Source organism: Streptomyces sp. NPDC028298, assembly GCF_055565895.1.
Genome location: NZ_JBVHTL010000002.1, coordinates 1 through 18220, shown reverse-complemented (window position 1 = coordinate 18220; position 18220 = coordinate 1). Strand labels below are relative to the sequence as shown.

The window sequence follows — 18220 nt, the reverse complement described above, 5'->3', positions numbered from 1 at the left end:
CCCCTTCACGGCCCCACCCCAACAACCTTCTCTCGCCCCCTCCGCCCCTACCCGACCCGAACCTGAAGCTCCGCCCCAGACCCCGCTCCTCAATCGCCGGAGGGGCTGAAACTGTCCCCGCGACCGAAGGGTGGGCCGGAGGACGGCCCCAGCTTTCGCCGACCGGGGTCGGGACCCTCTGGATCTTGCTTTCGTCGGCCGGGGTCGTGACCTTCTGGATCTCGCACCCGCAGTCGGCAGTGCGCGGGAGGGGACGTGCCGGTACATCAGATGCCCGCAGGCCGGACGGATCGGAAGCTGCCCGCACCTGGAAACCCCGCTGGGATCCGTTCGGATGCGGGCGGATGTACCGGCGCGGCCCCGACCCCCCACCGGCCAGGACCGGCGACCAGCACCAGGCAGGGCCCCGGCGCACGCCGTCAGCGACGCGGACCCGGAGGCCTCCCGTCCGGCGAAGGCGGCACCGGCGGCGGGGGAGGAGGCAGCGGCGGCGGCCCGTCCGGCCTCCGCTTCGAGGACGGCCCGATCGGCCCCACCATCGTGGGCGCCCCGTACACGTCCCCCGCCCTCCGATCCTCCGGCTCCCGCAACTCCTCCGGCACCTTCAGATACGGATTGGTGTCAGGATTCGGCGCCCGATAGGACCCCCGAGGCCGATACGGCCCGGCCTCCCCACCACCGGCACCACCACCGCCACCCACCCCCTCCACCGAAGCCCCTTCGACCTCCGACACCACCCCAGGCCCAGGCCCAGGCCCAGGAACAGGCCCCCGCCCCACAGCCCCACAAACCCAGGCCAACAACGCCCCCACACCCCCAGCCCCCGCCCCCCAGAGAGCCCCGAGGATCAACGCCACCCCCAGCCGCCCCCGCAGCTCGACCCCCGCCCCGAACGCGTCGAACCCGAACACGGACAGGGACGCGTCCACCGACACCTCCGTCAGCCACGCGAGCAGCGGCAGCGCCAGCGCCGTCACGACCCCCAGCCGAACTGCGCACCGCCCGGCGAACCGCAGCGGACCGTCCCCCCGTACATCCGGGCCCCCCGGGGTCCCCCCCGCCGCCGCACCGACGGCCCGTACGAATGGCGTACGCGCAGCCGTCAGAACGCCCGCGTACAGCATCATCAGAGCGGCCGCGAGCGCCAACAGCCATACGCGCCCGTCGAGTTCGGCGAGTCGCCCGAGGGTGACGGGCCGGGACGCGTCGGCGCTGAGGAGCTTGTCGAGGGGGTCGGGCAGCAGCTTGGCGAGCTCGCCGGTGGCCTTCCCGTCCCAGGGGACGAAGAGCCCGAGGGGAATGGCGAGCCACACCCCGTTGGGCGCGCCGAGCAGCGCGGCTCCCGCGATCCGCTTCGGATGGTCGTCGCCGATCGCCGCGTACGCGGCCGCCGCCAGCCCGGCGAGGACAGCGACCAGCAGGACGGCGACGAGCGAGGAGAGGGCCGGCCGCACCACACGGTGCACGGCGTCCCAGCCGCGCGGCAACGGCGTACGCCGGGAGGCCAGCAGCGCGATGAGCAGGACCGCGGCCGCCCACGCGGCTCCGCCGAGCAGGGTCGGCGCGGTGTCGACGGAGAACCCCACGGCGGCCTTCGCCTTCACGAGGTCACCGATCTTGCCGGGCAGCAGACCGCCGAGATCCCCGAGGTCCCCGAGACCGCCGGGCAGTTTGTCGGTGATGGACCCGAGCCCGCCGCCCCCGCCACCGCCCCCACCCACGGCCTTGTCGAGCCCGAGCTTGTCACCGTCGATGGTGATGACGTCGTGCCCGGCCCAGGCGAGCCCGCCCAGGGACGCCACGAACAGGGCGACCACCGAGCCCGCCCGCGCGAGGAGTTCGGCCGGTGTGACGCCGACTCCCGCCCCGCGCAGGGAACGCAGGAAGAACCACGACAGCAGCAGCGCACCGACGAGCCCGACGCCGAGCGGCGTGATCTGGATGGCGGTGTGCGCCTGCGCGCCCTTCAGCCCGAAGGCGGAGACGTTGCCGGAGGGCGTCACCGCGCCGCCCGCTCCGAGGGCCACCATCGCGGCGGTCATCGGGCCGAGGGAGGCCGCCGCGTCCGCCCCGAGCAGATGCAGACCGAGCGCGGCGGTGCCCGCCATCCCGATCAACGCCCAGCTCACGGAGGCGATCGCGGACAGCAGCACGTCTCCCCACGGCGTCCGCCCGCCGCTCCCGCCGTGATGCGTGGTCCCCATGCTCATCGCCAGACCCCCCGATCAGCGACGCGGTGATCCCGCGTATGTCCCCCTCGTGTGGGATTACCACTCTCCGGGCCGGTTTCAACCCCGTCAACGGATACGGGCAACCCGTCCGCCACCAACGTTCACAGGGCCCGACTTTCGGTCAGGGGGCCTGAACTGAAATAGTTCCCCACGATGTTCGACATCCCTAGACTCCCTGTGATGGGGGTAACTCGGGGGACAACTCAGTGGGGCTGGAGTGCCGGAACTCGTACTGGAATTGAATGGACGGACCTGGACGCTCGACGCGTCCAGGCCTCACACCCTCGGACGTGATCCGCAGGGGGACATCGTGCTCGAGGATGCCAGGGTCTCCTGGCGCCACGCCACGATCAGCTGGAACGGCCGCAGTTGGGTCATCGACGACCACGGGAGCACCAACGGCACGTTCGTACAGGGGCAGCGGATCCACCAGTTGGAGATCGGTCCCGGCTCGGCCGTGCACCTCGGCAACGCGACCGACGGTCCGCGGCTGAGCGTGTCCGGTGCCGCGGCCCCGGTGGCGCAGCAGCCGTTCGCGGCGCAGGGCGCCGGCCCCGGCTGGGCTCAGCAGCCGACGCCGCAGGGGGCGCAGGCCCCGCAGAACGCGCAGCACTCGGGAGGCATTCCGCAGCAGCAGGGACCCGGCGGAGGCGCGGGGGCGCCGCCGGTCTACGGCGACCGCAGCCCGACGACGTTCCACCAGTTCTCGCTGGGCCGCGTGATGCGGATCGGTCGTGCGCTGGAGAACGAGCTGGTGGTCTCCGACCTCCAGGTCTCGCGCCACCACGCCGAGTTCCACGCGACGCCGGACGGCCGCTTCGAGATCCGCGACCTCGGCTCGCACAACGGCACGTACGTCAACGGTATGCCGATCGCCAAGGGCGGCTCCGCGCTGCTCGGCCCGAACGACATCGTCGGCGTCGGCCACTCGACGTTCCGGCTGGTGGGCGACCGGCTCGAGGAGTTCGTCGACACCGGTGAGGTCTCCTTCTCGGCCCGCCATCTGACGGTCACCGTCGACGGCGGCAAGCAGATCCTCAAGGACGTCTCCTTCGGCGTCCCCGAGAAGTCGCTCGTCGCGGTCATCGGCCCGTCGGGTTCGGGCAAGTCGACGCTCCTGAAGGCGCTCACGGGCTACCGCCCCGCCAACCAGGGTGACGTCCTCTACGACAACCGGAACCTGTACAAGCAGTTCGCCGAGCTGCGCCAGCGCATCGGTCTGGTCCCGCAGGACGACATCCTGCACAAGGAACTGACCGTCAAGAAGGCCCTCAAGTACGCGGCCAAGCTGCGCTTCCCCGCCGACACCACGGGCGAGGAGCGCGACGCGCGCATAGACGAGGTGCTGCGCGAGCTGAAGCTGGACATCCACAAGGAGAAGAAGGTCACCTCTCTCTCCGGTGGCCAGCGCAAGCGGGTCTCGGTGGCTCTGGAGCTGCTCACCAAGCCGTCGCTGATCTTCCTGGACGAGCCGACCTCCGGCCTCGACCCGGGCATGGACCGCGATGTCATGCAGCTCCTGCGCGGCCTCGCCGACGACGGCCGTACGGTCCTCGTCGTCACGCACTCCGTGGCGGAGCTCGCGATCTGCGACAAGCTCCTGGTGATGGCGCCCGGCGGTGCCGTCGCCTACTTCGGTCCGCCGGAGGAGGCGCTGAACTTCTTCGGCTACGAGACCTGGGCCGACGTGTTCTCCGCGTTCGAGAACTACCGCGACTACGACTGGGCGGGCCGCTGGAAGGGCTCGCAGCACTACCAGATGTACGCCGCGGACATCGACGCGGTGGCTCCGCAGTCGACGCAGATGCCGCCCGCGCAGGCGATGAAGCCGCCGAAGCCGCAGAGCTGGGGCTCCCAGCTCATGACGCTGATGCGCCGCTACGTCTCGGTGATCGCGTCGGACAAGGGCTTCCTGGCGCTGACGGTGATCCTGCCCGCGGTCCTGGGCTCGGTCAGCCTGCTCATCGACCACGGCAAGACGCTGCTGGTCAACGACAAGATCCTGCCGTCGGGCGCCCATGTGGCGAACGGCACCGCCACCACCGTGCTGCTGATCCTCGCGGTCGGCGCGTGCTTCGCGGGCGCCGCCAACTCGGTCCGTGAGCTGATCAAGGAACGGGTGATCTACGAGCGGGAGCGTGCGACGGGTCTGTCCCGCTCGGCGTACCTGATGTCGAAGGTGATCGTCCTCGGTGTGATCACGATGCTGCAGGGCGCGCTGGTGGGTGCCATCGGGTTCGGCAGCCGCGAGGTGCCGGCGGAGGGCCTGATCCTCAAGAGCCTGCCCAAGGTCGAGCTCACCCTGCCGATCATGGCGCTGGGCTTCGTGTCGATGATGTTCGGCCTGATCATCTCCTCCCTGGTGAAGACCGCGGAGAAGACGATGCCGCTGCTGGTCATGTTCGCGATCGTCCAGGTGGTCTTCACGGGCTGCCTGTTCATCCTGAACGGCACGGTGGGCGTCAACCAGTTCTCGTACCTGATGCCGGCCCGCTGGGCGGTCGCCGCGTCCGGGGCCACGCTGGACCTGAACAACATCTTCCCGAACCAGGACGACCCGACGAGCACGGACCCGCTGTGGGACCACACCGCCGGAGCCTGGACCGTGGACATGATCGCGCTGATCGTCCTCGGTGTCGCCTGCGGCTTCTTCGTGGCCCGCTTCCTGCGCCGCCACGAGCCCGAGGTCATGCGCAAGTAGACGCCCGGGAACGACGCGAGGGCGGCACCCCCGACCGGGGTGCCGCCCTTCGGCGTCTGTGTGGGAGCTCCGCGCTGAGCCCCTCAGTACGCGCTGTTCACGTTGTCCATGGAACCGTACTTGTCGGCGGCGTAGTTGCAGGCGGCGGTGATGTTGGCGACCGGGTCGTAGATGTTCCACGAGGTGCCGGCCACGTGGTACGCCTTGAACGTCGGCGGGATGACCTGGAGCAGGCCCTTCGACGGGATGCCGTTGATGGCGTTGATGTCCCAGTCGTTGATGGCCATCGGGTTGCCCGAGGACTCACGCATGATGTTCTTGTGCAGACCGTGGTAGGAGCCGGGGATGCCCTTCGACTTCATGATGTCGAGGGACTCGCGGATCCAGCCGTCGAGGTTGTTGGCGTACGTCTTCGCGGCGACCGGCTGCATCTTGATCCGCTGCGTGGAGCGGCTCGCGGCGGCGGCCTTGGCACGGTCGGCGGCGGCCTTCTTCGCGGCTGCCTTCTTCGCGGCGGCCTCGGCGGCCGCCTTCTTCTTCGCTGCGGCCGCCGCGGCGGCCTTCTTCTTCGCCGCGACCGCGGAGTCCGCCGCCTTGTGCTTGGCCTCGATCGTCTTGGCCTTCAGATCGGCGGCGCTCGTGCCGGCCACGCCGGACTCGACGCCCTGGATCTGCTTTCCGCTGTAGGCGACGGGCGCCGTGGAGGCGGCGGCGTCGTCCGTGGTGGTGTGCGAGCCGCCGGGCGCCAGGGAGAACGCGAGGGTGGCGGCACCGAGGGTGGCCACACCGGCGACGGAGTACTTGTGGAGCTTCGTCAGCTTCGGACTACGACCACGAGCGGCAATGTTCTTGAGCATGACTGATAGACCTCTTCGAATAGCGCGGAGGTCGCTCGGCGTCCCGGTCGGGGACTGTGTTTCCGGAACAAACGCCCCGGGGGAGAACCCGAGGCGCTGAGCGACATGAGCAATTCTTAGCGGTCGCAAAATGCCCTGGCAAAGGTGTGACCTACGAAGCCGGGTAGTGGACGCAGATGGGGCAAATCGGGGCAGACTGGCACGTCTTCCCTGGTCACCTTGTCCCTTTTATCTCCTATGCACCTTCGTACGTGACCTGGACCCTATGCGCGGGCTCACAGAGGTCCTCGATCATTCTGACGTGGAGTTGCGGGCGCAATGCTCAGAGTGAGGGCTGTTCCCGGGGAGGATGAGGTGCACGTCCCCGAACTCGTGCCAGAGGTAGCGCCCCCGCAGCGCCTCGGCGTAGGCACGGTCGATCGCCGCCCCTCCCGCGATCGCCTCCAGCATCAGCAGGTGCGAGGCCTCCGGCTCGTGCAGCCCGGTCAGCAGCCCGTCCACGGCCCGCACCCCCCGCTCCGGAGTCACCACGAGACCGGTCCACCCCTTCGCCGCCCGCACCAGCCCGTCCTCACCGGTCGCGGACTCCACGGCCCGCACCGCCGTCGTACCGACCGCGACGATCCGGCCCCCACCGGCCCGCGCGGCGTTGATCAGCCGGGCCGACACCGCCGGGACCTCGTACCGCTCCGGATACGGCGGCTCGTGCGACTCCGCCGAGGCGACCCCCGTGTGCAGGGTGACCGGCGCGAACTGCACCCCCCGGCTCACCAGCTCCGCCACCAGACGCGAGGTGAAGGGACGCGCCGCGCTCGGCATCTCGGCGCTCCCCGCCCCGTCGTCCGACGGCAGCGCGAAGACCGTCTGGTACACGGACAACGGCTGGTCCCGGTCCGTGTAGGAGTAGCGGATGGGCCGCCCGTACCGCCGCAGCAGCGCCGGCACGTCCACGTCCGGCACCCGACCCCACCACAGCCGCCGCCCCCGCGCGGTCAGCGGCTCCTCCAGCACGAGACGCACGTCCCCGGGCAGGCACACCACTGTTCCCGCGGGGCCGCCCGCCCGCGCGCGCGTAGTGCCGCGGCCGTCCGGATCCCGCAGCTCGACCGCCCACCGCCCGTCGTCACCGCGCGTGGAGAAGTGCACCACCACGCGCGCGTGCCCGATCCGCCCGTCCACGGCCGCCGCCAGGGTGGCCGAGGTGTTGACGATCAGCAGATCCCCCGCCTTCAGCAACCGGGGCAGCTCCACGAACGCGTGATGCGACACCTCGGTACCGTGCGACACCAGCAGCCGTACGGAATCCCGGTCCCGGCCGGGACCGCGCTGCTCCGCGGGCACCCGCGCCGACAACTCCTCCGGAACGCTTCCCCACTCCCGGCCGCGCCCGGCCCGGGAGAGCCCCGTCACCGTCGTCACCGCTCCTCCAGCAGATCCGAAGCCGTGTAGCGCCCACTGGCCGGCCGCTCGTCGAGCAGCCGCAGGAAGGCCGGGACCACACGCTCCGGCGCCGGCCGCGGATCGTCGTCGTCCGGTACGGCCGCCGTATAGAGGTCCGTGGCCATGTCCCCCGGATCCACCGCCCACACCCGCAGACCGGGCTCCTCCTCGCCGAGCACCGCCGAGAGCTGGTCCAGCGCGGCCTTCGAGGCCCCGTAACCGCCCCACGTCCCGTACGCCTGCACCGCCGCGTCCGAGCTGACACCCACGACCGCGCCCGCCCCCGCCGCCCGCAACAGCGGCAGCGCCTCCTGGACCAGGCCCAGCGCGGCGACCACATTGACCTCCAGGGCCCGCCGCAGCCCCTGCGGATCCAGCTCCTCCAGCCGCACCAGCGGCTCCGCGCCCAGCGCGCTCGCGTTGTTCACCAGCAGATCGACCCCGCCCAGCTTCCGGGCGGCCGCCACCAGCTCCGCACGGTGCCCTGCGTCCGTCACGTCCCCGGGCAGCGCCTCCACCCGCGTCCCGTACACGGAGAGCGCCCGCGCGGTCTCCTCCAGCACCCCCGCCGTCCTGGCGTCGAGCACCAGATCCCAGCCGCGCCCGGCCAGAGCCGCGCCGAGCGCCCTCCCCAGTCCCTTCGAGGCCCCTGTGATGATCGCTACCGGCATGACAACCGTCCCCTCGCTCGGACCGCCTTCCCGGCGGCTGCCCTCACCGTAGGAACGCCGCCCGCCCGGGCGCCTCGTGCGCGGGCCGCAATGATCAGGGGCCCTTCGTCCTAGGCCCAATGGCCCGGTGGACCAGGCCGGCGGCCGATACGCGCTGTCACATCCCGCCGGTAGTTTGGGGTCATGAGTCACGGACCCCGGTCGGGCCTGTACGCGGTGAGCTCCGCGCTGCTGGCCATGAGCAGGCATCTCGAAGTGCGCGACGTCCTCAAGACGATCGTCGCGTCGGCCCGCGTACTGCTCGACGCGCAGTACGCGGCCCTGGGCGTGCCCGACGACCACGGCGGCTTCGCCCAGTTCGTCGTCGACGGGGTCAGCGACGCGCAGTGGAAGGCCATCGGACCGCTCCCGCGCCAGCACGGCATCCTCGCCGCGATGCTCCGCGAGGCCCGCCCCGAACGCCTGGCCGACGTGCGCAAGGACCCCCGCTTCGAGGGCTGGCCCGCGGCCCACCCCGACATGTCCGACTTCCTGGGCCTGCCCATCCGGGACGGCGACGAGATCATCGGCGCGCTCTTCCTGGCGAACAAGATGCGGCCCGAAGGGGCACCGCCGTGCCCCGAGCCGGACGGCCGCTGCGGCTTCACCGAGGACGACGAGGAACTCCTCACCATCCTCGCCCAGCACGCGGCGATCGCCCTGACCAACGCCCGGCTCTACGAACGCAGCCGCGAACTCACCATCGCCGAGGAGCGCTCCCGGCTCGCGCACGAACTGCACGACGCCGTCAGCCAGAAGCTGTTCTCCCTGCGCCTGACCGCGCAGGCCGCCGCCACCCTCGTCGACCGCGACCCCTCCCGCGCCAAGGGCGAACTCCAGCACGTGGCCGCGCTCGCCGCGGAGGCCACCGAGGAACTGCGCGCCGCCGTCGTCGAGTTGCGCCCCGCGGCCCTGGACGAGGACGGACTCGTCGCCACCCTGCGCACCCAGATCCAGGTCCTCGACCGCGCCCACTCCGCGCACGTGACCTTCTCCAGCCACGGTGTACGAGCACTGCCGGCCTCCCAGGAGGAGGCCGTGCTCAGGGTCTCCCAGGAGGCCCTGCACAACGCGCTGCGGCACTCAGGCGCCGCCCGCGTCGACGTCACCCTGGACCGGCGCGGCCCCGGCGCCGTCCTGCACGTCCGCGACGACGGCGGCGGCTTCGACCCCACCGCGATACGCAGCGCCGGCCGCCATCTCGGCCTGGTGTCCATGCGGGACCGGGCGAGCGGGGTCGGCGGCACACTCACCGTGGAATCGGCGCCCGGGAAGGGCACCGTGATCGAGATGGAGGTTCCTGGTGGCTGACGCAATCAAGGTGCTGCTCGTCGACGACCATCAGGTCGTCCGCCGGGGGCTGCGCACCTTCCTCGAGGTGCAGGACGACATCGAGGTCGTCGGAGAGGCCTCCGACGGAGCCGAAGGCGTCGCCCGCGCCGAGGAGTTGAAACCGGACGTCGTCCTCATGGACGTCAAGATGCCGGAGATGGACGGCGTCGACGCGCTGCGCAAGCTCCGCGAACTCGCCAACCCCGCGCGGGTGCTGATCGTCACCAGCTTCACCGAGCAGCGCACGGTGGTGCCGGCCCTGCGCGCGGGTGCCGCCGGGTACGTGTACAAGGACGTCGATCCCGACGCCCTGGCCGGAGCCATCCGCTCGGTCCACGCGGGGCACGTCGTCCTGCAACCCGAGGTCGCGAACGCCCTGTTGTCCCAGGAAGAGGTCAACTCGGGCCAGGGGAGGGGTGTTTCGCTCACCGAACGGGAGCGGGAGGTGCTCGGCCTGATCGCGGACGGCCGCTCCAACCGGGAGATCGCCCGCGCCCTCGTCCTCTCCGAGAAGACGGTGAAGACCCACGTCTCGAACATCCTGATGAAGCTCGACGTCGCCGACCGCACCCAGGCCGCGCTCTGGGCCGTACGGCACGGGATCACGGACTGACCGTCAACTCGGAGGGTGCCGCTCCGGGATGAGATTCATACCGTCGGGTGTATGTCACCCGGATGGCGCATCCTCCGTGGAACCCGGCCGTTCTCCAGTGCGCCGCGGCGGTCCGCCGCGGTGTTCGCGAGGAGGGGTTTCGCAAGTGAAGAACCTGAAGAAGTTCACGGCTGTCGCGATGGTGGCCGGCGGTCTGGTCGCCGCCGGCGCGGGCATGGCCTCGGCGGCGGACGGCGCTTCGGCGTCCGGCAAGGCCGTGGGCTCCCCGGGTGTGGTCTCCGGCAACCTCGTCCAGGCCCCGGTCGACGTACCGGTGAACGTGGTCGGCAACAGCGTGAACGTCATCGGCGCCCTGAACCCGGCCTTCGGCAACCTCGGCCTCAACCGCTGACGTTCCCCGTCGTGGCGACCGTGTCCACCGGCCTTCCAGGGACCCCTGGAGGGCCGGTCGGCTTGTCGGCTCATCCGCGGACTGAACCGGACGGGGCATTCGGTACGGCCTGCCCGTGCCGTCCCCGACCCGGCGGCGTTTCTCAGCGTACGACCCGCGGCAGGGTCGGATCCGTGAACGCAGGAGGAACAGTTTTCATGAACATCGCCAAGAAGGCCGCCCTGGCCGTGACCGTCGCCGGTATCGCCGCGGGCGCCGGTGCGGGTGCCGCTGTCGCCGACTCGGGTGCCGAGGGTGCGGCCGCGAACTCGCCGGGCGCCGTCTCGGGCAACGTCGGCCAGGTCCCCGTCCACGTCCCCGTCAACCTCGTGGGCAACACCGCCAACCTCGTCGGCCTCCTGAACCCGACGTTCGGCAACACGGGCGTCAACGGCTGAGCCACCCCGCAGTGAAGGGCCCCACGAACGGAAACGTTTCGCGGGGCCCTTCCGCATACGCCCCCGGCGCAGCCCGCCCACTACAACGCACCCAAGGCCGGAGGGCCCGAGCACAACCTTCCTTCGCCCCCTCCGCCCCTACCCGTCCCACCCCGGGGCTCCGCCCCGGACCCCGCTCCTCAAACGCCGGAGGGGCTGAATTCTCCCCTGCGCCCGCAGACGGGATCCGGCGTGAGGGGACGTGGCGGTACATCAATGGCCGTCGCCACTAACGGTCACGTCTCCGCCCAACAGCGACGGGCTGATGCACCGGCGCGGCCCCGACCCACCCACCGGACCCGAACCCGACCCACCCACCGGACCCGAACCGCTCCGAGCTCAGCGCGAGCCCCGCTCCCGCTCCTCCACGAACGCGTTGTACGCGGCCACCTGAGCCCGCCGAGCCGTCCGCTCCACCGGCCGCAGCGCCTCCGCCCGCGCCCCCATCTCCGACGCGCTCACCGCGCCCCCGTGCCCGCTCTCGGACGCCACCGAGATCAGCATCCCGACCCGCTGGGCAAGCTCCAGCACCCGGACGGCGCGCGGCGGATACCCGGGCGCCAGCACCTCGCGCCCCCGCTCCGCCCGAGCCCGGTACGCGTCGATCGCCGCCGCCGCGACCGGCCCCGACCCGGCCACGTCCAGCCGCGCCAGCACCTCCGTCGCGTCACGGAGCGCCTCCGCCAGCTCCCGCTCGGCCTCCCCGAGCGAGGGCACATCGGCGGGCGGCGCCTCACGCACGGCCAGACAGTGCCAGACGACCTCGACATGGACATCGCCCGCGGGCCCGGCCTCGTACACCTCGGGCACGAGCCCCAGCGCCGCACCGTGGCAGACCACGGCCTCCTCGGCGTCGAGGGCGCGCGCGTTGAACTCGGGCGGCCCGCTGAGCCCCAGCGGATGCCCCGGCGCGGGCAGCGCGACCCGCAGCCCGGTCACCCCGAGTCTGCGCAGCCGGCCGAGAGCGAGCGTGAGCCCGACGGGCCCCGACTCGCCGGGCAACCCCTCGACGCGGTGCACCGCGTCGTCACCGACGACGGCGAGCACGGCGTCGTCCGGCGAAACAAGTCCGGCCAATAGGGCATTTCCCCATGCGGCCAGCCGTCCTGAGCGTGGTTCGGAGAGCATGCTCCCACCCTAAGGACCGGCCGATGGGTCGGTGCGGCCGACCGGTGGCGTAGGTTTTCCCTGGGGGCTTCGTCCACAGACGCAAGCGACGGCCGAGACTGCAATGGGAGACAACGCGCTCATGAGCGATGTACTGGAACTGGTGGACGTATCCGTGGTCCGCGAGGGCCGGGCTCTGGTGGACCAGGTCTCCTGGTCGGTCAAGGAGGGGGAGCGCTGGGTCATCCTCGGCCCCAACGGCGCCGGGAAGACAACCCTCCTGAACGTCGCCTCCAGCTACCTCTTCCCCAGTGCGGGCACCGCCACGATCCTCGGTGAGACCCTCGGCAAGGTCGACGTCTTCGAGCTGCGCCCGCGCATCGGCATCGCCGGCATCGCGATGGCGGAGAAGCTCCCCAAGCGCCAGACGGTCCTCCAGACGGTCCTCACCGCCGCGTACGGCATGACCGCCGGCTGGCACGAGGACTACGAGGACATCGACGAGCAGCGCGCCCGCGCCTTCCTCGACCGCCTCGGCATGAGCGACTACCTGGAGCGCAGGTTCGGCACCCTCTCCGAGGGCGAGCGCAAGCGCACCCTGATCGCCCGCGCCCTGATGACCGACCCCGAGCTGCTGCTCCTCGACGAGCCCGCCGCCGGCCTCGACCTCGGCGGACGCGAGGACCTCGTGCGCCGCCTCGGCCGGCTGGCTCGCGACCCGATCGCGCCCTCCATGATCATGGTCACGCACCACGTCGAGGAGATCGCCCCCGGCTTCACCCACGTCCTGATGATCCGCCAGGGCAAGGTGCTCGCCGCCGGACCGCTGGAACTCGAACTCACCTCGCGCAACCTCTCCCTGTGCTTCGGCCTCCCCCTCGTCGTCGAGCAGGTCGGCGAGCGCTGGACCGCGCAGGGCCTGCCGATGGGCTGAACCGCCCCGCCCGCGCACCCGCGCACCCCTCAACCGGCGTACCCGACGTGATCGTGCGCTCTGTCCGCCGGGGGGCCGCGGTCCTACCATGACCATGTGGACGACATCAACGCATGGGTGTGGTGGCTGATCGGTGCGGCCGGACTCGGCATCCCGCTCGTGGTGACCGCGATGCCGGAGTTCGGCATGCTCTCCGTCGGTGCCGTGGCCGGCGCGGTCGCCGCCGGCCTCGGCGGCGGTGTCGTCGTCCAGACACTCGTGTTCGTCGTCGTGTCGGTCGCGCTCATCGCCGTCGTACGCCCCATCGCGACCCGGCACCGCGCCCAGCGCCCCGAACTCGCCACCGGGATCGAGGCGTTGAAGGGCAAACAGGCCATCGTCCTGGAGCGCGTGGACGGTTCGGGCGCCGGCCGTGTCAAGCTCGGCGGAGAGATCTGGTCCGCACGTGCCCTCGACGGCGCCCAGGCCTACGAGGTGGGCCAGGAAGTCGATGTCGTGGACATCGACGGAGCCACGGCGATCGTGATGTGACCTCGTACAACGCAAGTGAACCGAACGCCCCACGTGGCAGACGACGTTCTGTCAGACTCGTCCAGCAAGATCTTCAACACCCATAAGATCTTTCGCAATTGCCGAGTGGAGAAGGGTACGGGGAGCATCGATGGAACCGATCATCATCGTCCTGATCATTCTGGTGGTGTTGGTCTTCATCGCCCTGATCAAGACCATCCAGGTCATCCCGCAGGCCAGCGCGGCCATCGTCGAACGGTTCGGCCGCTACACGCGCACCCTGAACGCCGGACTCAACATCGTCGTCCCGTTCATAGACTCGATCCGCAACCGCATCGACCTGCGTGAACAGGTCGTGCCGTTCCCGCCGCAGCCGGTGATCACCCAGGACAACCTGGTCGTCAACATCGACACCGTCATCTACTACCAGGTCACCGACGCACGGGCCGCGACGTACGAGGTCGCCAGCTACATCCAGGCGATCGAGCAGCTCACCGTCACCACGCTGCGCAACATCATCGGCGGCATGGACCTGGAGCGGACCCTCACCTCCCGCGAGGAGATCAACGCGGCCCTGCGCGGAGTCCTCGACGAGGCCACCGGCAAGTGGGGCATCCGCGTCAACCGCGTCGAGCTGAAGGCGATCGAACCGCCCACCTCCATCCAGGACTCGATGGAGAAGCAGATGCGCGCCGACCGTGACAAGCGCGCCGCGATCCTCACCGCGGAGGGCATCCGCCAGTCCCAGATCCTCACCGCGGAAGGTGAGAAGCAGTCCGCGATCCTGCGCGCCGAAGGTGAGGCCAAGGCGGCCGCGCTGCGCGCGGAGGGCGAGGCCCAGGCCGTCCGTACGGTCTTCGAGGCCATCCACGCCGGGGACCCGGACCAGAAGCTCCTCTCCTACCAGTACCTCCAGATGCTCCCGAAGATCGCCGAGGGCGACGCCAACAAGCTCTGGATCGTGCCCAGCGAGATCGGCGACGCCCTCAAGGGCCTCAGCGGGGCCATGGGCAACTTCGGTGGCCTGGGCGGCGGTTCGGGCAACGGAGGGTCCTCGGGCGGCTCCGGCGGCGGCTCGGAGCGCCGCGAGAAGCCGTCCATCACGGACTGACACCCACGACCGTACGACCATGGGGCCCCCTCCCTCGGGAAGGGGCCCCATCGTCATGTCGTACGGGCTACGCGGCCCGATGTCGTACGGGCTACGCGGCCGGCTGGGCCAGCCACTCCGGCAGCGCGTCGAAGTCGTCCTGACCGAGCGCCAGCAGCATGGCGTCCGCGGGCGTCGGCTCGAACGGCTGCCGCAGCAACGGCATCTGCGCCTGCTCCGGCGTACGGTCGGCCTTGCGGTGATTGTCCTCGGCGCAGGAGGCCACGGTGTTCAGCCAGGAGTCCTGACCACCCTGCGCCCGCGGTACCACGTGGTCCACGGTCGTGGCCCGGCGACCGCAGTAGGCGCACCGGTGCCGGTCACGGACCAGCACACCCCGCCTCGACCACGGAGCTTGTCTTCGGAACGGCACCCGGACGTAACGGCAGAGCCGGATCACCCGGGGCACGGGTATGTCCAGCGCGGCACCGCGCATGCGCAGTTCGGGGTGGGCCTGCTCGACGACGGCCTTGTCCGTCAGCACGAGAACGACGGCTCGGTTCAGCGTCACCGTCGACAGTGGCTCAAAGCTCGCGTTCAGTACCAGCGTGTCCCGCATCCAGCCCACCTCCTATTGCGCACCCGCCCACCTGCGGCGGGCTGGGATCAACTCTGGCCGGGCACGCCGAGATGGACAACGCAATAAAAAATGCCCGCCTCTGATCACTTCCATGACCAGAGGCGGGCAAACGTTCGGTGAACGTCAGTCTGCGGCGGGATTGGCGTACTCGCCGATCAACTGGGCGCGCGCCAGCGTGTGGAACCGCAGATTGAAGCCCACCACGGCGGGCGACACGTCCGCGTCGGGACCGAGCTTCTCCTGGTCCACGGCGTACACCGTGAACACGTACCGGTGCGCGGGATCCCCGGCCGGCGGCGCGGCACCACCGAAGTCACGCGACCCGTAGTCGTTGCGCACCTGGACGGCACCGTCGGGAAGACCCTCGAACTTGCCGCTGCCCGCGCCCGTCGGCAACTCCGTCACCGAGACCGGGATGTCGAACAGCACCCAGTGCCAGAACCCGCTCCCCGTCGGGGCGTCGGGATCGAAGCACGTCACGGCGAAGCTCTTCGTCTCCGGCGGGAAGCCTTCCCAGCTCAGTTGCGGCGAGGTGTTCCCGGCCGCGTAGACCTGCGCGTCCTTCAGCACCGCGCCCGGCTCGACGTCCTCGCTGGTGAGCGTGAACGCCGGCACCGGCGGATGGAAGTCGTGCGGAAGCGGCGGCCTCTTGAGCTCGGTCACGTCAGTACCTCCTGAACGGCGGAATCCGTGCCTCGAGCCTAGAACCAGCTCCGCTTGCTGCCGACCTCCGACAGCCACTGGTTCAGGTATCCGGCCCAGTCGGTGCCGTGGAAGTCGTGCAGACCGACCTGGAAGGAGCGGAAGGAGTCGCTGCCCTCGCTGAAGAGGCCCGGCTTCTTGTCCATCTCCAGGACGACGTCCATCGCGCGGTCGTCCGCGACGAAGCTCAGCTCGACCTGGTTCAGGCCGCGGTACTGCGACGGCGGGTAGAACTCGATCTCCTGGTAGAACGGCAGCCGCTGACGCGTGTTGCGGATGTGGCCCTTCTCCATGTCCGCGTTCTTGAAGCGGAAGCCGAGCTGGATGAAGGCGTCGAGAATCGCCTTCTGCGCCGGCAGCGGGTGCACGTTGACCGGGTCCAGATCGCCCGGGTCGATGGCACGGGCGATCTGCAGCTCGGTGGTGACACCGATGTTCATCCCGCGCAGGCTCTGCCCGTCGATCATCGTGATCGGCGTCTCCCACGGGATCTCCAGGCCGAACGGAACCGTGTGCACGGCTCCGGCCTGGAGCTGGAAGGCCCCGCCGAGCCGCAGCTTCGTGAACTCGATGTTCTGCTTGTACTCCTGGTCGTCGTGGCCCTCGACCTCGACCTTGGCCTGAAGGCCGACCGACAGACCCTCGATCGCCTGATCGACCGACCCGCCCTGGATCCGCACCTCGCCCTGGACGACGCCGCCCGGAACGGTGTTGGCCTCGGTCAGCACCGTCTCGACCGAAGCCCCACCGGCCCCCAGGCTCGCAAGCAGCCGCTTGAACCCCATGTCGTCACTTCCTCCCCAGGCAATGCCTGTTCGTCCTCTGCCTGTCTGGATCCTTTGATCCCTACAAACGCGATCCGGCCCCGACCGGTTCCGCGCCCTCACCCTTACAAGGGAGAGGACCGCTGACCACCCCGCCGACACGCATCCGTCCGGACTCCGCCGAACGGCTCCGGACCCCACCACACCGGTGAGGGTGGAGGGACTACGCTCGTACGCCATGATCGCGGCCCCTGACCGTACGCCCCTGACGCGCGACTTCTTCGACCGGCCTGTCCTGGACGTCGCCCCCGACCTGCTCGGACGCCTCCTGGTACGGGCCACCCCGGACGGCCCGATCGAGCTGCGCCTCACGGAGGTCGAGGCCTACGACGGCCCGAACGACCCCGGCTCGCACGCCTACCGCGGCCGCACGGCCCGCAACGGCGTGATGTTCGGCCCGCCCGGTCATGTGTACGTCTACTTCACCTACGGCATGTGGCACTGCATGAATCTGGTGTGCGGCCCGGTGGGCAGACCCAGCGGAGTGCTGCTCCGGGCCGGCGAGGTCACCGAGGGCGCCGATCTCGCCCGCAAACGTCGACTCTCGGCCCGATACGACAAGGAACTGGCCAAAGGGCCGGCCCGCCTGGCGACGGCTCTCGGGGTGGACCGGTCGCTCGACGGAGCGGACGCCTGCGGTCCCGAGGGTTCGCCCCTGACGCTGCTGACGGGGATGCCCGTCCCTTCCGACCAGGTACGCAACGGTCCACGCACCGGAGTCTCCGGCGACGGGGGCGTCCACCCATGGCGTTTCTGGATCGCCGACGACCCCACGGTGAGTCCTTATAGAGCGCATGCGCCCCGCCGCCGCTCAACTTGACGCGCCTCTTGGGGATCCGTAATGTAGCCCGAGCCGCTTGAACCGGTTACGGCGTTCAGCCAGCAGCCGAGAGCGGCCAACCCACTACCTACGACTTCCCCGCAGCGGGGGCTTATTCGGCGTGCCTGCACGTCTGAATTCGAACCCGCGGAACTCGATTATGAGTCGCCGAGGGAATCCGCTAACGTAGTGAATGTCGAAAGGCCGCGAAACGCGAAAGCGCTGAAAGGCCGGCAGACAAACCCGCTGACTGGGAGTCGGACCCGAAAGAGTCTGATAGAGTCGGAAACGCAAGACCGAAGGGAAGCGCCCGGAGGAAAGCCCGAGAGGGTGAGTACAAAGGAAGCGTCCGTTCCTTGAGAACTCAACAGCGTGCCAAAAATCAACGCCAGATATGTTGATACCCCGTCTCCGGCCGATCGGTCGGGGCGAGGTTCCTTTGAAAAAGTCCTGCCGGGCATTGTTCCGGCAGGCGCACAGCGAGGACGCTGTGAACCGAGGGATTATTCCTCCCTCTGGTTCCGCTCTCGTGGTGTCGACCGGATTACCGGTAAACATTCACGGAGAGTTTGATCCTGGCTCAGGACGAACGCTGGCGGCGTGCTTAACACATGCAAGTCGAACGATGAACCACTTCGGTGGGGATTAGTGGCGAACGGGTGAGTAACACGTGGGCAATCTGCCCTTCACTCTGGGACAAGCCCTGGAAACGGGGTCTAATACCGGATAACACTCCTACAGGCATCTGTGGGGGTTAAAAGCTCCGGCGGTGAAGGATGAGCCCGCGGCCTATCAGCTTGTTGGTGAGGTAGTGGCTCACCAAGGCGACGACGGGTAGCCGG

The 18220-nt window shown here is 70.0% G+C and carries 17 protein-coding genes and 1 rRNA gene; 10 read left to right on the top strand and 8 right to left on the bottom strand.

Annotation, left to right across the window (positions count from 1 at the left end):
- Positions 1-419: 419 nt before the first annotated feature.
- A complete protein-coding gene (locus ACZ4TO_RS08635) occupies positions 420-2210 on the bottom strand; it encodes a streptophobe family protein (RefSeq protein WP_468023814.1) in 1791 nt (596 codons plus the stop codon).
- Between the two features lie 238 nt (positions 2211-2448).
- On the opposite strand from ACZ4TO_RS08635, the gene ACZ4TO_RS08630 reads away from it, so the two are divergent.
- Positions 2449-4932: an ABC transporter ATP-binding protein/permease gene (locus ACZ4TO_RS08630; RefSeq protein ID WP_468023813.1), complete on the top strand. Its 2484-nt coding sequence runs from the start codon at positions 2449-2451 to the stop codon at positions 4930-4932.
- 83 nt (positions 4933-5015) lie between these two features.
- Here ACZ4TO_RS08630 and ACZ4TO_RS08625 read toward each other — a convergent pair whose 3' ends face one another.
- The 3 genes from ACZ4TO_RS08625 to ACZ4TO_RS08615 form a co-directional block, all read right to left on the bottom strand.
- On the bottom strand, positions 5016-5789 hold the full coding sequence (locus ACZ4TO_RS08625) for a transglycosylase SLT domain-containing protein (protein ID WP_468023812.1): 774 nt from the start codon (positions 5787-5789) through the stop codon (positions 5016-5018).
- A 291-nt stretch (positions 5790-6080) separates the two neighbouring features.
- Positions 6081-7208 (bottom strand): S-adenosylmethionine:tRNA ribosyltransferase-isomerase, encoded by a 1128-nt coding sequence (locus ACZ4TO_RS08620; protein ID WP_468023811.1) that lies wholly within the window; start codon positions 7206-7208, stop codon positions 6081-6083.
- The gene (locus ACZ4TO_RS08615; protein ID WP_382794726.1) at positions 7205-7900 is read right to left on the bottom strand and encodes an SDR family NAD(P)-dependent oxidoreductase; all 696 of its coding nucleotides are present in this window, start codon (positions 7898-7900) and stop codon (positions 7205-7207) included. Before ACZ4TO_RS08615 ends, ACZ4TO_RS08620 begins: the two co-directional genes overlap by 4 nt.
- Before the next feature lie 183 nt (positions 7901-8083).
- Between ACZ4TO_RS08615 and ACZ4TO_RS08610 the strand changes: the two genes are divergently transcribed.
- The 4 genes from ACZ4TO_RS08610 to ACZ4TO_RS08595 all read left to right on the top strand — a co-directional run bounded on the left by ACZ4TO_RS08610 (position 8084) and on the right by ACZ4TO_RS08595 (position 10712).
- Positions 8084-9250, top strand: coding sequence for a GAF domain-containing sensor histidine kinase (locus tag ACZ4TO_RS08610; RefSeq protein WP_468023810.1), 1167 nt, complete (start codon positions 8084-8086; stop codon positions 9248-9250).
- Positions 9243-9884 (top strand): response regulator, encoded by a 642-nt coding sequence (locus ACZ4TO_RS08605; RefSeq protein ID WP_385047870.1) that lies wholly within the window; start codon positions 9243-9245, stop codon positions 9882-9884. The genes ACZ4TO_RS08610 and ACZ4TO_RS08605 overlap by 8 nt, the downstream gene beginning before the upstream one ends.
- A 145-nt stretch (positions 9885-10029) precedes the next feature.
- On the top strand, positions 10030-10275 hold the full coding sequence (locus ACZ4TO_RS08600) for a chaplin (RefSeq protein ID WP_382794734.1): 246 nt from the start codon (positions 10030-10032) through the stop codon (positions 10273-10275).
- A 197-nt stretch (positions 10276-10472) separates the two neighbouring features.
- Entirely contained in the window at positions 10473-10712 is a 240-nt protein-coding gene (locus tag ACZ4TO_RS08595; RefSeq protein WP_382794737.1) for a chaplin, read from the top strand.
- A gap of 378 nt (positions 10713-11090) precedes the next feature.
- Here ACZ4TO_RS08595 and ACZ4TO_RS08590 read toward each other — a convergent pair whose 3' ends face one another.
- On the bottom strand, positions 11091-11879 hold the full coding sequence (locus ACZ4TO_RS08590) for a hypothetical protein (protein WP_382794739.1): 789 nt from the start codon (positions 11877-11879) through the stop codon (positions 11091-11093).
- A gap of 121 nt (positions 11880-12000) precedes the next feature.
- Here ACZ4TO_RS08590 and ACZ4TO_RS08585 point away from each other — a divergent pair, with 121 nt between their 5' ends.
- The 3 genes from ACZ4TO_RS08585 (at position 12001) to ACZ4TO_RS08575 (ending at position 14413) form a co-directional block, all read left to right on the top strand.
- Positions 12001-12792, top strand: a complete 792-nt coding sequence (locus ACZ4TO_RS08585) for an ABC transporter ATP-binding protein (protein WP_382794742.1) — start codon at positions 12001-12003, stop codon at positions 12790-12792.
- 96 nt (positions 12793-12888) lie between these two features.
- The gene (locus ACZ4TO_RS08580; protein WP_382794745.1) at positions 12889-13323 is read left to right on the top strand and encodes an NfeD family protein; all 435 of its coding nucleotides are present in this window, start codon (positions 12889-12891) and stop codon (positions 13321-13323) included.
- Positions 13324-13453: 130 nt separating this feature from the next.
- Positions 13454-14413 carry an SPFH domain-containing protein gene (locus ACZ4TO_RS08575; RefSeq protein WP_339128503.1) on the top strand — a complete coding sequence of 320 codons (960 nt, stop codon included), beginning with the start codon at positions 13454-13456 and terminating at the stop codon, positions 14411-14413.
- A 91-nt stretch (positions 14414-14504) separates the two neighbouring features.
- On the opposite strand, the gene ACZ4TO_RS08570 is transcribed toward ACZ4TO_RS08575, so the two are convergent.
- The 3 genes from ACZ4TO_RS08570 to ACZ4TO_RS08560 all read right to left on the bottom strand — a co-directional run bounded on the left by ACZ4TO_RS08570 (position 14505) and on the right by ACZ4TO_RS08560 (position 16519).
- Complete coding sequence (locus ACZ4TO_RS08570; RefSeq protein WP_326788617.1) at positions 14505-15011, bottom strand: HNH endonuclease; 507 nt, start codon at positions 15009-15011, stop codon at positions 14505-14507.
- A gap of 144 nt (positions 15012-15155) precedes the next feature.
- A complete protein-coding gene (locus ACZ4TO_RS08565; protein WP_385047860.1) occupies positions 15156-15695 on the bottom strand; it encodes a YbhB/YbcL family Raf kinase inhibitor-like protein in 540 nt (179 codons plus the stop codon).
- Positions 15696-15733: 38 nt separating this feature from the next.
- Positions 15734-16519 carry a sporulation protein gene (locus tag ACZ4TO_RS08560; protein WP_382794753.1) on the bottom strand — a complete coding sequence of 262 codons (786 nt, stop codon included), beginning with the start codon at positions 16517-16519 and terminating at the stop codon, positions 15734-15736.
- 217 nt (positions 16520-16736) lie between these two features.
- Between ACZ4TO_RS08560 and ACZ4TO_RS08555 the strand changes: the two genes are divergently transcribed.
- Positions 16737-17378, top strand: coding sequence for a DNA-3-methyladenine glycosylase (locus ACZ4TO_RS08555; protein WP_468023809.1), 642 nt, complete (start codon positions 16737-16739; stop codon positions 17376-17378).
- Positions 17379-17935: 557 nt separating this feature from the next.
- Positions 17936-18220: ribosomal RNA gene (locus ACZ4TO_RS08550) — 16S ribosomal RNA — on the top strand; the annotation flags it as partial.